Source organism: Pseudomonas sp. NPDC087697 (genome assembly GCF_044743155.1).
In the GTDB taxonomy this organism is placed as follows: domain Bacteria; phylum Pseudomonadota; class Gammaproteobacteria; order Pseudomonadales; family Pseudomonadaceae; genus Aquipseudomonas.
Window position 1 is genome coordinate 48,305 of record NZ_JBIUVW010000021.1, and the last position, 14,565, is coordinate 62,869.

Here is a 14,565-nt window from a genome sequence, read left to right on the forward strand (position 1 = left end):
TCGTCATGGCCAAACCTGGATTTCGTCTCGCGCTGTTTGCCACCTTGCTGGCACTGATTGTCGTATTGCTGGGCGCCTATACCCGGCTGACCCACGCCGGCCTTGGTTGCCCGGACTGGCCGGGTTGCTACGGTTTTATCAGCGTGCCGAAGAGCGAAGCCCAACTGGCCCATGCCGAGTTGCATTTTCCGGACACTCCGGTGGTTGCCCACAAGGGCTGGAACGAGATGATTCACCGCTATTTCGCCGGCACGCTGGGCTTGCTGATTGTGTTGCTGGCGGCGCGTGCCTGGACCCATCGTCATCATCTGGACCAACCCTTGAAGCTGCCATTGTTCTTGCTGGCGGTGGTGTTCGCCCAAGCAGCGTTCGGCATGTGGACGGTCACCCTCAAGCTCTGGCCGCAGGTGGTGACGGGGCATTTGCTCGGTGGCTTTGCGACCTTGAGCCTGCTGTTTTTGCTGACCTTGCGTTTGTCTGGCGTATTGCCGGCGCTGATCGTGCCCCGACGTTTGCAGTACTGGGCGACGGCCGGGTTGCTGCTGGTGATCGGGCAAATCGCCCTCGGTGGCTGGGTCAGCTCCAACTATGCGGCGGTGGCTTGTATCGACTTCCCCACCTGTCACGGTCAATGGTTGCCGCCCGCGGACTTCGCCAACGGCTTTCACCTGACCCAACACATTGGCCCCAATTACCTGGGCGGGCAGCTCGATAGCGATGCACGCACAGCGATTCACCTCACTCACCGCATTGGCGCTTTGCTGGTCACACTCGTGCTGCTGGGGCTGGCCTGGCAGTTGAAGGTCGTCGGCATGACCCGGCTTGCCGGACTGGTGCTGCTGGCCTTGGCGGCGCAGATCACTTTGGGCATCAGCAATGTGCTGTTTCACCTGCCGTTGCCGGTGGCCGTCGCCCATAACGCGGGTGGCGCGGCGCTGTTGCTGACGATGGTGCTGGTCAACTATCACGCACGAACCAGCCTGGTTCGAGTCAGGCAGCAGGCACCCGGGCGCTGGCGCTTCAGCCCGCGTAAACACACGGCCGGGCCCATAACAATAAAAGGAGAAATGCCATGGTGACTCTGATCGGCGAACGTCAACGCCAAGCGATCTGGCGTGACTATCTGGAGCTGACCAAACCGAAAGTCGTGGTGTTGATGCTGATTACCTCGCTGGTTGGCATGTTCCTCGCCACCCGTGCCGGGGTGCCGTGGACGGTGCTGGTGTTTGGCAACCTGGGGATTGGCCTTTGCGCGGGCGGCGCGGCGGCGGTCAACCATGTGGTGGACCGGCGGATCGACGCGGTAATGGCGCGCACGCATAAGCGGCCACTGGCCGAAGGCCGGGTTTCACCCGCTGCCGCACTGACCTTCGCGCTGTTGCTGGCGGTGGCCGGGCAAGCCCTGCTGCTGGCCTTCACCAACCCGCTGACCGCCTGGCTGACCCTCGCCTCGTTGCTTGGCTATGCGGTGGTCTACACCGGCTTTCTCAAGCGGGCGACGCCGCAGAACATCGTTATCGGCGGGCTGGCCGGCGCCGCTCCTCCGCTGTTGGGTTGGGTCGCCGCCACCGGGCATGTCAGTGCCGAACCGTTGCTGCTGGTGCTGATCATCTTTGCCTGGACCCCGCCGCACTTCTGGGCGCTGGCGATTCACCGCAAGGAGGAGTACGCCAAGGCCGATATTCCAATGCTGCCGGTGACTCACGGCGAGCATTACACCAAGATCCATATCCTGCTTTACACCTTCGCCCTGCTGGCTGTGAGCTTGATGCCCTTCGTCATCCACATGAGCGGCCTGCTGTACTTGATCTGCGCCCTGGGTCTTGGCGCGAGGTTTCTGCAATGGGCCGTGGTGCTGTACCGTGGCACTCAGCCGCACGCGGCGATCAACACCTTCAAGTACTCTATTTACTACTTGTTCCTGCTGTTTATCGCCCTGCTCGTAGACCACTACTTATTGTTGAACCTATGACTCGAACCCAGAAAACCGTCTTCATTCTTGTTGCCCTGATCGCGCTGGTCCTGGGGCTGACCGTCAACAAAGTACTGTCCGGCAAAGGCCAGGGCGATTCGACTGCACTGATCGACGCCGGGATCATCCTGTTGCCGCAAAGCCGCAACCTGCCGGATGTGCAGATGACTAATCAGGACGGCCAACCGGTCACGGTCAACGCGTTGAAAGGCAAGTGGAGTCTGCTGTTCTTTGGTTATACCTTCTGCCCGGACATCTGCCCGACCACCCTGGCGCAACTGCGGCAGATCAAGAGCGAGCTGCCAGCGGACGCGGTCGACAAGCTGCAGATCATTCTGGTCAGCGTCGACCCGAACCGCGACACTCCCAAGCAGCTCAAGCAGTACCTGGGCTACTTCGATCCGCAGTTTGTCGGCCTGACGCCGGCGTCGGTCGAAGACCTGCAGAAAGTCGCCAATGCGGTGAGCATTCCGTTCATCCCGGCGGATACCAGCAAACCCAACTACACCGTCGACCACAGCGGCAACCTGGCAGTGATCGGGCCGGACGGCACGCAGCGCGGGTTCATTCGCGCACCGCTGAACAATCAGAAACTGGTGGCCCAACTGCCGGTGATGCTCAAGCGCCCGTAGGAGCGCAGCTTGCTGGCGATGGCGTCTGAAAAATCGCCATCGCCGGCAAGCCGTGCTCCTACAGGGTCGGTGTTCGAGGCATAAAAAATGGGGCGCAATGATTGCGCCCCATTTTTGTTACAGCGTCAGATCAGAACGCCGGCAATACCGCGCCTTTGTACTTCTCCAGAATGAACGCCTTCACTTCCGGGCTGTGCAGGGCAGCAACCAGTTTCTTCATCGCGTCGCTGTCCTTGTCGTCCGGGCGGGCGACCAGGATGTTCACGTAAGGCGAGTCGTTGCCTTCGATAACCAGCGCGTCCTTGGATGGGTCAAGCTTGGCTTCCAGCGCGTAGTTGGTGTTGATCAGCGCCAGGTCGACCTGGGTCAGCACGCGCGGAATGGTCGCGGCTTCCAGTTCGCGGAATTTCAGGTCTTTGGTGTTCTCGGTGATGTCTTTGACGGTCGACAGGATGTTTTTCGAATCCTTCAACTTGATCAGACCGGCCTTCTCCAGCAGCAACAGCGCGCGGCCGCCGTTGGTGGCGTCGTTCGGAATCACCACGTTGGCGCCGCCTGGCAGTTCAGCGAGGGTCTTGTACTTGCTGGAGTAAGCGCCCAGCGGCTCCAGGTGCACACCGGCAACGCTCACCAGGTTTGTGCCCTTGGCCTTGTTGAACTCATCGAGGTACGGCTGGTGCTGGAAGAAGTTGGCGTCCAGGCGTTTCTCGGCAACCTGTACGTTTGGCTGCACGTAGTCGGTGAAGACCTTGACCTTGAGGTCGACGCCTTCTTTAGCCAGTACCGGTTTCACGAACTCGAGGATTTCCGCGTGCGGAACCGGGGTAGCAGCGACGGTCAGGGTTTCAGCGGCCTGAGCGGAGAACGCTGCAACGGCAGCGAACGCGACGAGTAGTTTTTTCATCTAATGGTTCCTTGAGTACTTCTGGCAGACGTTATCGGTATCAACGCTGACGTTACTATTATTTGTGGGAAACACGGATAACCAGTCGATCGCCAACGCTTTGCAGCAGATGGACCAAGACTAAAAGTAGAATTACCGTGACAAACATCACATCGTTCTGGAAACGCTGATAACCGTAACGGATTGCCAGGTCTCCCAGACCTCCAGCACCCACCACCCCTGCGATTGCTGAATACGAAACTAGTGCGATCGAAGTGACGGTAATGGCTGCAATGATGCCGGGTTTTGCTTCCGGTAACAGAGCATTGGTAACGATTTGTCGAGTCGTTGCACCCATGGCTTGCGTGGCTTCAATGATGCCTCGATCTACTTCTCGCAAGGCCGTCTCAACCAACCGAGCAAAGAAGGGCGCAGCGCCCGCTACCAGCGGCGGGATTGTGCCAGCGACACCTAGAGACGTTCCGGTAATCAGCTTAGTCAGAGGAATCATCACGATTAACAGAATGATGAATGGCAATGCACGCAGCAGGTTGACCACCAATGCGACAGATGAATACACCTGTTTCTGTTCTAGCAATTGACGCGGTGAGGTGAGAAATAGCAGTACACCCAGCGGCAAACCAAACAGTACCGTGAAGAATAGTGAGGCACCGAGCATCACCAGGGTATCGCCGGTTGCTTGCCAGATTTCAAACCAATCAACGTTTGAGAAAAGAGCTGTTAGGGCTTCCATTAACGCAGCACCTCCATGTGGACGTCGGCTGCGGTGAAGCGGGCGAAGGCCGCTTCCATGTCACCGCCGGTGACCGCCAGGGTCAATTGCCCGTAGGGGGTGTTTTTGATGCGATCGATACGACCGGCGAGGATGCTGTAGTCCACACCCGTTTCGCGTGCAACGGTGCCCAGCAACGGCGCGTAGGTGGCGTCGCCCTGGAAGGTCAGACGCACGATACGGCCCGGCACGTGAGCGAAGTCGTCGCGCTGCTCGCTTTCGTCGATCTGCTCGTCTTCCTGAACGAAGCGTTTGGTGGTCGGGTGTTTCGGGTGCAGGAACACTTCGGCCACCGGCCCCTGCTCGACAATCACGCCAGCGTCCATCACCGCGACCTGGTCGCAGACCCGGCGAATCACGTCCATTTCATGGGTGATCAGCACGATGGTCAGGTTCAGCTCACGGTTGATCTCGGCCAAGAGTTGCAGAACCGACGCCGTGGTTTGTGGGTCGAGGGCGCTGGTGGCTTCGTCACAGAGCAGGATTTTCGGCTTGGTCGCCAGGGCGCGGGCGATGCCAACGCGCTGCTTCTGGCCACCGGACAGCTGCGCCGGGTACTTCTTTGCGTGGTCGGACAGGCCGACGCGAGCCAGCAACTCGGCCACGCGTTGGTCGATCTCGCTGCGCGACAATTCACCGGCCAGGGTCAGCGGCAGCGCGACGTTGTCGGCAACCGTCTTGGAGGCCAGCAGGTTGAAGTGCTGGAAGATCATCCCGACTTGCTGACGGAAGCGGCGCAGAGCATTGGCGTCCAGCGCGGTGACTTCCTCGCCATCGACGATGATCTTGCCGCCACTGGAGTCTTCCAGGCGGTTGATCAGACGCAACAGGGTACTTTTTCCCGCACCGGAATGACCGATCAGGCCGAACACCTGACCGTTCTCAATCGACAGATTGGTGGGGTGCAGCGCGGGAATATCCTTACCGGCAACGCGGTAAGTTTTATGGACGTTTTGAAACTTGATCACGTAGCGAACCTTGTGGGGCGCGTTAGAAAAGGATCAGCGGTTAGCCGGGCGGGCATTTTAGCCTGTCCGTATAGAGGTTCTTAGCATTTATTTCGCATTCATCCAGTCATTTGGAAATAATGCGATAATCCAGGAAGAACAAAAGATCGCAGCCTGCGGCAGCTCCTACAAAACGGTGTAGGAGCTGCCGCAGGCTGCGATCTTGTCTTTTAGGGCTTACGCGGCGTCAGAACCATTTGTGCCGGAATATTGCGCAGAATCTGCCGCTCGATCTTCAGGTCGAAGTCGGCATCAAGCTTCTTCACCCGCTTGGTCAGCAATGTGGCCAGCCACGGGTAATCCTCGGTGCGCGGCGCCTGGATGCTGACGTCGCACTGGTAATTCACCACATCGCTGGCAATCGCATCGAGTTGCCGACGCAGTTGCTTGCTATCGGTGATGTTCAGCGCAACGGTGGTGCTTTCAGCGGCGGGGTCGATCACCTTGGCGACAGGCTTGGCTTCGGCGGCTTTGAGGGCAGCTTCGGCCTGGTCCAGTTCAGCTTTGCGCGCATGGGTGATGGCGTTGTTGACACCGCCGGTCAGTGCCGGGGCTTTGGGCATCAACGCACGAGCCCGGCTCAGGGCCGTGGCGGCGGCATTCACGTCGCCTTTTTGCAGAACGATCTGGCTGCGTTGCAAGTAGGCTTCGGCGAGTTGCCGTTGATATTGCTCCAGCGACTGGTCGTTGGGATATTCGGTCTGCAAGGCGGCCAATTGATCTTCGGCGGTGGCCAGTTCACTGCTGGCCAGGTTTTGCTCCAGCTGCGCGATCGCCGTAGCCCGTGCGTCAGGAACTTCAGGGGCTGGCGGCGTGCTTTGGCAAGCGCCAAGTAGCAGCGAAAATGCAACAAGGAGCAGATAACGGGAGGCGAACGGCTTCATTCCTGCGACTCTCTAATTGCGCAAAAAACGAGCAAGTCTACACCCCTCGACGGGGCAGGACAAAACTCAGCAGAAACAGCGCGGCAGCCACCACCACAATCGATGGGCCGGCCGGCGTGTCCTTGAACCACGACAGCGCCAGGCCACCGCAGACCGCGAGTATACCCAGCAAACTCGCGCCCAAGGCCATCTGCTCTGGAGAGCGGGCGTGACGTTGTGCCGCAGCCGCCGGGATGATCAGCAAGGAAGTAATCAGCAGCACGCCGACGATTTTCATCGCCACCGCGATCACCACCGCAATCAACAGCATCAAGGTCAGGCGCAATGCCGCCACGGGCAGGCCTTCGACCGTGGCCAGTTCTTCGTGCACGGTAATCGCCAGCAATGGCCGCCACAGCGCTACCAGCAACAGCATCACCGCCGCGCTGCCGCCGAGAATCCACGAAAGATCGGTCGGGCTGATCGCCAGCAAGTCGCCGAACAGATAGGCCATCAGGTCGATCCGCACTTCATGCATGAAGCTTAGTACCACCAGCCCCAAAGAGAGCGTGCTCGGCGCAAGAATCCCCAACAAGGTGTCGGAGGCCAGCGGCTGGCGCTGTTGCAAGGTCACCAGCAGCACGGCCAGCAACAGGCAGCCGACGGTGACCGCGATGGTCGGGCTGACATCCAGCAGAAAACCCAACGCCACGCCGAGCAACGCCGCGTGGGACAGGGTGTCGCCGAAATAGGCCATGCGCCGCCAGACCACGAACGATCCCAGCGGACCTGCGACGGCGGCCAGGGCCAGGCCTGCGAGCAGGGCATACAACAGAAAATCAGCCATGCTTGCAGCCATCTCCATGAACGTGGGTGTGAGCGACCGGTGCTGCGCTGACGACTGAGCCATGCAGGTCATGGGCGTGGTCGTGATGGTGGTGATAGACCGCCAGGCTCTGCGCGTTCTTGCCGAACAGTTCGACGAACGCCGGGTCGCCGCTGACCTGCTCGGGATGCCCGGAGCAGCAGACGTGGCGATTGAGGCAGACCACCTGGTCGGTGGTGCTCATCACCAGGTGCAGATCGTGGGAAACCATCAACACTCCGCAACCGTGGCGGTCGCGCAGACGGGTGATCAAGCTGTAGAGTTCGGCTTGTCCGGCCACGTCGACGCCTTGCACCGGCTCGTCGAGCACCAGCAACTCGGGCTCGCGCAACAGGGCACGAGCGAGCAACACGCGCTGCATTTCACCGCCGGAAACGCTCTGCACCGGGCTGTCGATTACCTGTTCGGCGCCGACTTCCTTGAGCGCCGCCATGGCACGCGCACGATCCACGCCCGGCACCAGGCGCAAGAAGCGCAGCACCGAGAGCGGCAAAGTCGGGTCAACGTGCAGTTTCTGCGGCATGTAGCCAACCCGCAGTTTCGGCTTGCGCCAGACGCTGCCGCTGTCGGGCTTGAGCAGGCCAAGTACGGCGCGGACCAGCGTGGTCTTGCCGGCGCCGTTGGGGCCGATCAGGGTGACGATCTGCCTCGGCTCGACGCTCAGTTCGATGTTGTCCAGCACGCTTTGCCCGGCAAAGGTCACCGCAACCTGATTGAGGCGGATTAACGCAGTGCTCATCAAGCCCCCTGGCAACCCGAGCAGAGACCAACCACTTCGACGGTCTGGCCTTCGACCACAAACCCGACTTCGTCGGCGCTGTGGATGATGGTGTCGCTGATGGATTTCTGTTCGAGCTCGATGGCCGCATGGCATTCGCGGCAAATCAGGAACTGGCCCTGGTGGGCGTGCCCCGGATGATTGCAGCCAACGAAGGCGTTGAGCGAAGAGATGCGATGCACCAGGCCGTTATCCAGCAGGAAATCCAGCGCGCGGTACACGGTCGGCGGCGCGGCGCGGCGGCCATCCTGCTCGCTGAGTACCGCCAGAATGTCGTAGGCACCCAGCGGCTTGTGGCTTTGCCAGACCAATTCCAGCACCCGCCGACGCAACGCGGTCAGGCGCAAGCCCTGACGTGCGCAAATGACATCGGCCTCGGACAGTGCGCTGTGCACGCAGTGAGAGTGGTCGTGGGGACGGCTGGCTAGCGGTGTTTTAGGCATGAGCGGCGACGAGTTTTGTGAGAGACGTTATTATGTTACCCGTTCTCGCCTCTTTGAGTGGTCATCGTGTCCAGACTTTTTGCCATTTTCATCACATTTACTGCCGGTTTGTTTGCGATCAGCGCCGCTCATGCCGAGGTGAACGTGCTGACCAGCATAAAGCCCCTGCAGCTGATTGCTGCTGCGGTGCAGGATGGCGTCGGGGTTCCCGAGGTACTGCTGCCACCAGGCGCGTCGCCGCATAACTATGCCTTGCGCCCTTCCGACGTACGGAAGGTGCAGTCGGTGGATTTGCTCTACTGGATTGGCCCGGACATGGAGGGTTTCCTTCCTCGTGTGCTTAAAGGCCGCAGTCTGCCAGCGGTTGCGGTGCAGGGCCTGCCCGGTTTGAAGCTGCGCCGCTTCGCGCAAGACAGCCACTCCCATGCGGAAGAAGCTAATGAGCACGATCACGACCACCGTCCCGGCAGTCTCGATGCTCACCTCTGGTTGTCACCGGTCAACGCTCGAGTGATCGCGGCAAAAATCGCCACTGACCTCAGTGCTGCGGACCCTGCCAATGCGCCGCGCTATCAGAGCAACCTCAAGGCGTTCGATGAGCGCCTGGACGCGCTGGATCTGCGCTTGAAAGCGCGCTTGGCCGGTATCGCGGGCAAACCTTACTTCGTGTTCCATGAAGCGTTCGATTACTTCGAAGACGCGTACGGCCTCAAGCACACCGGCGTGTTCAGCGTTGCCGCTGAAGTGCAGCCAGGTGCCCAGCACGTTGCGGCGATGCGCTCGCGCTTGCAGGAAGTCGGCAAGACCTGCGTGTTCAGCGAACCGCCGTTGCGCCCACGATTGGCCGAGACACTGGTGGCCGGTTTGCCGGTGAAACTAGCGGAGCTGGATGCGTTGGGTGGTTACACGCCGGCGACGGCTCAGGGCTATGAGCAGGTGCTGGAGAAGCTTGGGAATGATTTGGCGGGGTGTCTGGAGTCGCTTTAACCCCGAATAAAAAAGATCGCAGCCTGCGGCAGCTCCTACAGACCGGTGTAGGAGCTGCCGAAGGCTGCGATCTTTTGACTTTAAAGGGCGAACGGCAGCGGCGTGCTGACGTGCTGACGCTGGGCCAGGCGCTGCTGAAACTCCATCGGATCGTGAATCAGCACGTCCTGCCCGGCAAAGGACTCGGCGGCGATCAAGCGTGATAGCCAGAACCGCACGCACGCCACCCGCAGCATGGTCGGCCACAGCTCGGCCTCGGCGGCGGTGAACGGACGTAACGCCGCATAGGCTCCGAGCAGTGCCCTCGCCCGTGGGCCGTCAATCAAGCCGTCTTCGTCCGAGCACCAGTCATTCAGGGCAATCGCCACGTCGTAGAGCATCGGGCCTGAACAGGCGTTGTAGAAGTCGATCAACCCGGTCAGGTGCGTGCCTTCGAACATCGCGTTATCGCGGAACAGGTCGGCGTGGATGTTGGCCCGAGGCAGCGCCAGGATTTTGGTCTTCTGCTCAGTGATTTCGTTCAAGGCACGTTGCAGCAGGTTGCTTTGCGCGGCATTCAGGTGCGACAGCAGTTGCGTACCTTCTTCGAGCATCCAGTCGAGGCCACGATCGGTTTTGCGCTTGATCATGTGGTCTTTGGTCGCCAGGTGCAGGTGCCCCAGCAAATCACCGACTTGTGCGCAATGCTGTGCGTTGGCTTCCTTGATGTGCTTGCCGGCCAGTCGTGGCTGCAGCAGCGCGGGTTTGCCGGCCAATTCGCGCAGGGCGATGCCGTCGGTGGTACGCAGCGCGTAGGGTACCGGCAGGTTGGCGTCATGCAGTACGTCGAGCAGCTCGATAAAGAACGGCATCTCCTGCACGGGACCGCGCTCAACCAGGGTCAGGACAAACTCGCCCTGCTCCAGGCTGACGAAAAAATTGGTGTTTTCGCTACCAGCGGCAATCCCCTGGAAATCAAGCAGGCGGCCGAGCCCATAAGGGGCGAGAAAGGTTTCCAGCTCGGGCCGAGCCAGGGGGGTAAACACAGACATGGTTAAAAACTGCTCAGTTCGGGCGCCGCGATTGAGCCAGCGCCGATTAAAGTTAAGAAACTACTTCCACGTAAAAATTTCCCACGACGGAATCAGCATATCCGGCTGATCCGAGCGGATAAAGTTTGCTTCCGTTCCGTCCGCGCGCACCAAAAAGTAGGGTTTGCCACCTTTCGGGGTGACCTTGATCGCATACAGGAAACCGTTCTGGCGGTACTCCTGAATGGTTTTGTCACCTTCGGTGTGGATGGTGACTTCGGGTTCTGGCGTCGGTGCATCATCGGCTGCCATGACGGCCAGTGGAGTGATTGCAAAGAAGCCAGCCAGCAACAGGCGATTTAGTGAGCGCATGATAACCTTGTCCCTTTGTCGTCAACGGTCCCGCTATTCTAGCGCCGGACCCGCCGAAAAGGTTGATCCTGCTCATGAGCCAAGCCCCCCTCGTCCTGGTGGACGGTTCTTCTTACCTGTACCGTGCCTTTCACGCGCTACCACCGTTGACCACGTCCAAAGGCCTGCCGACCGGCGCGGTCAAGGGCGTGCTGAACATGCTCAAGAGTCTGCGCAAGCAGTACCCGGACAGCCCGTTCGCCGTCGTATTCGACGCCAAGGGCGGGACATTTCGCGATGACATGTACGCCGAATACAAGGCTAACCGCCCAAGCATGCCCGACGACATGCGCGTGCAGATCGAGCCATTGCACGCGAGCGTGATCGCCCTGGGCTTTCCGCTGCTGTGCGTCGAAGGCGTTGAGGCCGACGACGTCATCGGCACGCTGGCCCGCAGCAGTGCGGCCGCTGACCGTCCGGTGGTGATCTCCACCGGCGACAAGGACATGGCGCAGCTGGTCGACGGGCACATTACCTTGGTCAATACCATGACCGGTAGCGCGATGGACGTGGCTGGCGTGAAGGAGAAATTCGGCGTCGCTCCCGAGCAGATCATTGATTATCTGGCGCTGATGGGCGACTCCTCCGACAACATCCCAGGCGTGCCGGGCATTGGTCCGAAGACGGCGTCCGGCTTGCTGGTGGGCGTGAATGGCGGCCTGACCGAGCTCTATGCGCAGCTCGATATTGTCCCGACCTTGCCTATTCGTGGCGCTAAAACGCTGCCGGCCAAGCTTGAAGAGCACAAGGAGATGGCGTTCCTCTCCTATCAACTGGCGACCATCAAGATCGACGTGCCGCTGGACGTAGGTCTCGATGACTTGCACCTGCGTGAGCCGGACCGTGAAAAGCTCGCCGAGCTCTATACCCTGCTCGAGTTCAAGAGCTGGTTCGAAGAACTTCAGCGTGAAGCCAAGCGAACGGGCCAGGAAGTGGTGGCGGTGGTTGAAGAAACCATGGCCGACGAGGATGGGCCCAAGTACACCACGATCCTCACTCAGGCTGATTTCGACATTTGGCTGAAGAAACTGCAAAACGCCAAGCTGTTCGCCTTCGACACTGAAACCACTGGTGTCGACGCGCAGCAAGCGCAACTTGTAGGGCTGTCGTTCGCCGTACAAGCCAACGAAGCGGCCTACATCCCGCTGACCCACTCCTACATGGGCGTGCCGGATCAGCTGGATCGCGACACCGTGTTGCGCGCGCTGAAACCGATTCTGGAGGACCCGAGCAAGCTCAAGGTCGGCCAGCACGCCAAGTTCGACATGAATATCCTGGCCAACTGCGCCATTGGTGGCGATCAAAGCTGCGGCATCCTGGTGCAAGGCATCGCCTTCGACACCATGCTTGAGTCCTACGTGCTGGATTCCACCGCAACCCGTCACGACATGGACAGCCTGGCGCTCAAGTATTTGGGCTATACCACCACCAGCTTCCAGGACATCGCGGGCAAGGGCGTCAAGCAACTGACCTTCGACCAGATCTCGCTGGAGCTGGCCGGGCCTTACGCCGCTGAAGACGCCGACGTGACGCTGCGTTTGCATCAGACCTTGCAGGAAAAGCTCAACGCCATTCCAAGCCTGAGCAAAGTCCTGAGCGAAATCGAGATGCCGCTGGTGCCAGTGTTGGCGCGAATCGAGCGTCAGGGTGCGTTGGTCGACGCGAATCTGCTGGGCATCCAGAGCGTTGAGCTGGGTGACAAGCTGGTAGCGCTGGAGCGTGAGGCGTTCGCCATCGCCGGTGAAGAGTTCAACCTCGGTTCGCCGAAGCAATTGGGCGTGATCCTGTACGAAAAGCTCGGGCTGCCGATTCTCAGCAAAACCGCCAAGGGTCAGGCTTCAACTGCCGAAGCGGTGCTGGCGGAACTGGCCGAGCAGGATTACCCGTTGCCCAAAGTGCTGATGCAGTACCGCTCCTTGAGCAAACTGAAAAGCACCTACACCGACCGTCTGCCAGAGCAGATCAACCCGCGCACCGGGCGCATTCACACGTCCTACCATCAAGCGGTGGCAGCGACCGGTCGTTTGTCTTCCAGCGATCCAAACCTGCAGAACATTCCGATTCGTACCGCTGAAGGTCGACGGATTCGTCAGGCGTTCGTCGCGCCAAAGGGCTACAAGCTGCTGGCGGCGGACTATTCGCAGATCGAACTGCGGATCATGGCTCATCTGGCCAAGGACGAAGGGCTGTTGCACGCGTTCCGCAACGACCTGGACGTGCACAAAGCCACCGCTGCCGAGGTGTTCGGGGTTGCGCTGGCGGACGTCACCACCGATCAACGGCGCAGCGCCAAGGCGATCAACTTCGGTCTGATCTACGGTATGAGCGCGTTTGGCCTGGCCAAGCAGATCGGCGTCGACCGCAAGCAGTCCCAAGCCTACATCGACCGTTATTTCGCCCGCTATCCAGGTGTGCTCGAGTACATGGAGCGCACCCGGGCCCAAGCGGCCGAGCAGGGTTTCGTCGAAACCATTTTCGGTCGTCGCCTGTACCTGCCGGACATCAACGCGAAAAATCCGGCCCTGCGCAAAGGCGCCGAGCGGACGGCGATCAACGCGCCGATGCAAGGCACCGCAGCGGATATCATCAAGAAGGCCATGGTGGCGGTGGATAACTGGCTGACGACGTCAGGTCTGGACGCCAAAGTCATCTTGCAGGTGCACGATGAATTGGTGCTCGAAGTTCGCGAAGACCTGGTCGACCAGGTTCGTGAGGAAATTCGCGTTCACATGAGCGGCGCAGCGACCCTGGATGTACCACTTTTGGTGGAAGTTGGCGTCGGAAACAACTGGGATGAGGCGCATTAAGCCGGTTTGAGGCGGGCTTGCCGCGGCGTAGTGTCGCGGCAACTCGCTAGCGAAGGGCTATTAGTTCGGAAAGTTCTTTGGGTTATTCCCAATAGGTTTTGAAACTAATCGGAACTAAATCCGTGAACCGCCACTCAGAGTTACTGAATGGGTGGTGAAGCCCTTCGATGCTCCTAATGTTGTGTTAAGTGTTGGCAGATATCTGGACCCCGCCCTAGCGGTCCGGAACTTAGACCCCGAATTTCTCCCTCCCCATACGAAATTCGGGGTTTTTTTTGCCCGCAAACTGCCTACGCGTCGCTCATGCTGCGTTAAAAACAGGCTCGCAATGCTCATTTAGGGCCCTAAACTCCGCTTGCTCGCCTGTTTTTGCCTTGCCTGAGCGCCGCTCGGCGAGCTTGCGCCTTACTCTGCTTCTGTCTCGGCGCCCTTGTCCGCCAGTTCCATCCAGTTCGCCAATACAGTGTAGGCGTCTTCCAGGCCCAGGCGTTTTGGTGCGGAGAACAGCTGGATAGTCACGGTTTCGCCCCAGCCCTTACGGATTTCCGCCTGAACTTTGAGCAGGGTGTTCTTCGCAGCGCCGTAGGTCAGTTTGTCGGCCTTGGTCAGCAGAATGTGCATCGGCATGCCGCTGGCTACCGCCCAGTCGAGCATCAGCAGGTCGAAATCGGTCATTGGATGACGGATGTCCATCATCAAAATCAAACCTTTCAGACTCTCGCGGCTGCCCAGGTAAGCTTCCAGGTGGCGCTGCCAGTGCATCTTCAACGGGATCGGCACTTTCGCATAACCGTAACCCGGCAGGTCGACCAGACGGCGTTCATCGTCTAGCTTGAAGAAGTTCAAGAGTTGCGTGCGACCTGGCGTTTTCGAGGTGCGAGCCAGGCTGGCGTGAGTCAGAGTGTTCAGGGCGCTGGACTTGCCGGCGTTGGAACGCCCGGCGAAGGCCACTTCAAAGCCTTCGTCGTCAGGGCATTGGTCGACTTTGGCGGCGCTGAGCATGAAGGTGGACTGTTGGCACAGACCGAGGATGGGGTTCTTGAGTTGCATGGGATTTCCGATGTGGGCGGTGCCGAGATTGGTCGCAAAGAGC

General features: G+C 59.9%; 15 protein-coding genes. 5 read left to right on the forward strand and 10 right to left on the reverse strand.

All coding sequences use genetic code 11. The annotated features are described in order from the left end of the window. Positions 1 to 5 precede the first annotated feature (5 nt). The 3 genes from ACIPIN_RS16195 to ACIPIN_RS16205 are packed head-to-tail and all read left to right on the forward strand — an operon-like array spanning position 6 to position 2,604. Positions 6 to 1,079 carry a heme A synthase gene (locus ACIPIN_RS16195; RefSeq protein ID WP_401120151.1) on the forward strand — a complete coding sequence of 358 codons (1,074 nt, stop codon included), beginning with the start codon at positions 6 to 8 and terminating at the stop codon, positions 1,077 to 1,079. After that, complete coding sequence (gene cyoE, locus ACIPIN_RS16200; RefSeq protein WP_401120153.1) at positions 1,073 to 1,972, forward strand: heme o synthase; 900 nt, start codon at positions 1,073 to 1,075, stop codon at positions 1,970 to 1,972. Before ACIPIN_RS16195 ends, cyoE begins: the two co-directional genes overlap by 7 nt. After that, complete coding sequence (locus ACIPIN_RS16205) at positions 1,969 to 2,604, forward strand: SCO family protein (protein ID WP_401120154.1); 636 nt, start codon at positions 1,969 to 1,971, stop codon at positions 2,602 to 2,604. Before cyoE ends, ACIPIN_RS16205 begins: the two co-directional genes overlap by 4 nt. Positions 2,605 to 2,734: 130 nt before the next feature. Here the strand turns inward: ACIPIN_RS16205 and ACIPIN_RS16210 are convergent, their stop codons facing one another. From ACIPIN_RS16210 to ACIPIN_RS16240, 7 genes are all read right to left on the reverse strand, one after another. Further along, the gene (locus ACIPIN_RS16210) at positions 2,735 to 3,508 is read right to left on the reverse strand and encodes a MetQ/NlpA family ABC transporter substrate-binding protein (protein ID WP_401120156.1); all 774 of its coding nucleotides are present in this window, start codon (positions 3,506 to 3,508) and stop codon (positions 2,735 to 2,737) included. Positions 3,509 to 3,566: 58 nt separating this feature from the next. Then, the gene (locus ACIPIN_RS16215; RefSeq protein WP_401120157.1) at positions 3,567 to 4,241 is read right to left on the reverse strand and encodes a methionine ABC transporter permease; all 675 of its coding nucleotides are present in this window, start codon (positions 4,239 to 4,241) and stop codon (positions 3,567 to 3,569) included. After that, positions 4,241 to 5,248 carry a methionine ABC transporter ATP-binding protein gene (locus tag ACIPIN_RS16220; RefSeq protein WP_401120159.1) on the reverse strand — a complete coding sequence of 336 codons (1,008 nt, stop codon included), beginning with the start codon at positions 5,246 to 5,248 and terminating at the stop codon, positions 4,241 to 4,243. The genes ACIPIN_RS16215 and ACIPIN_RS16220 overlap by 1 nt, the downstream gene beginning before the upstream one ends. A 209-nt stretch (positions 5,249 to 5,457) precedes the next feature. Beyond that, positions 5,458 to 6,171, reverse strand: coding sequence for a PA5502 family lipoprotein (locus ACIPIN_RS16225; RefSeq protein WP_401120161.1), 714 nt, complete (start codon positions 6,169 to 6,171; stop codon positions 5,458 to 5,460). A 37-nt stretch (positions 6,172 to 6,208) separates the two neighbouring features. Continuing rightward, positions 6,209 to 6,997, reverse strand: a complete 789-nt coding sequence (gene znuB, locus ACIPIN_RS16230; RefSeq protein ID WP_401120162.1) for a zinc ABC transporter permease subunit ZnuB — start codon at positions 6,995 to 6,997, stop codon at positions 6,209 to 6,211. Next, positions 6,990 to 7,775 carry a zinc ABC transporter ATP-binding protein ZnuC gene (gene znuC / locus ACIPIN_RS16235; RefSeq protein WP_401120164.1) on the reverse strand — a complete coding sequence of 262 codons (786 nt, stop codon included), beginning with the start codon at positions 7,773 to 7,775 and terminating at the stop codon, positions 6,990 to 6,992. Before znuC ends, znuB begins: the two co-directional genes overlap by 8 nt. Next, positions 7,775 to 8,257, reverse strand: coding sequence for a Fur family transcriptional regulator (locus ACIPIN_RS16240; RefSeq protein WP_401120165.1), 483 nt, complete (start codon positions 8,255 to 8,257; stop codon positions 7,775 to 7,777). The genes znuC and ACIPIN_RS16240 overlap by 1 nt, the downstream gene beginning before the upstream one ends. A 57-nt stretch (positions 8,258 to 8,314) precedes the next feature. Between ACIPIN_RS16240 and ACIPIN_RS16245 the strand changes: the two genes are divergently transcribed. Further along, positions 8,315 to 9,244 carry a zinc ABC transporter substrate-binding protein gene (locus tag ACIPIN_RS16245; protein WP_401120166.1) on the forward strand — a complete coding sequence of 310 codons (930 nt, stop codon included), beginning with the start codon at positions 8,315 to 8,317 and terminating at the stop codon, positions 9,242 to 9,244. A gap of 80 nt (positions 9,245 to 9,324) precedes the next feature. On the opposite strand, the gene ACIPIN_RS16250 is transcribed toward ACIPIN_RS16245, so the two are convergent. Next, positions 9,325 to 10,275, reverse strand: a complete 951-nt coding sequence (locus ACIPIN_RS16250; protein ID WP_401120168.1) for a homoserine kinase — start codon at positions 10,273 to 10,275, stop codon at positions 9,325 to 9,327. A gap of 60 nt (positions 10,276 to 10,335) precedes the next feature. After that, complete coding sequence (locus ACIPIN_RS16255) at positions 10,336 to 10,626, reverse strand: DUF2782 domain-containing protein (RefSeq protein ID WP_401120170.1); 291 nt, start codon at positions 10,624 to 10,626, stop codon at positions 10,336 to 10,338. 74 nt (positions 10,627 to 10,700) lie between these two features. On the opposite strand from ACIPIN_RS16255, the gene polA reads away from it, so the two are divergent. Then, on the forward strand, positions 10,701 to 13,472 hold the full coding sequence (polA, locus tag ACIPIN_RS16260) for a DNA polymerase I (protein WP_401120171.1): 2,772 nt from the start codon (positions 10,701 to 10,703) through the stop codon (positions 13,470 to 13,472). 405 nt (positions 13,473 to 13,877) lie between these two features. On the opposite strand, the gene yihA is transcribed toward polA, so the two are convergent. Beyond that, entirely contained in the window at positions 13,878 to 14,522 is a 645-nt protein-coding gene (yihA, locus tag ACIPIN_RS16265; RefSeq protein ID WP_401120173.1) for a ribosome biogenesis GTP-binding protein YihA/YsxC, read from the reverse strand. Positions 14,523 to 14,565 lie beyond the last annotated feature (43 nt).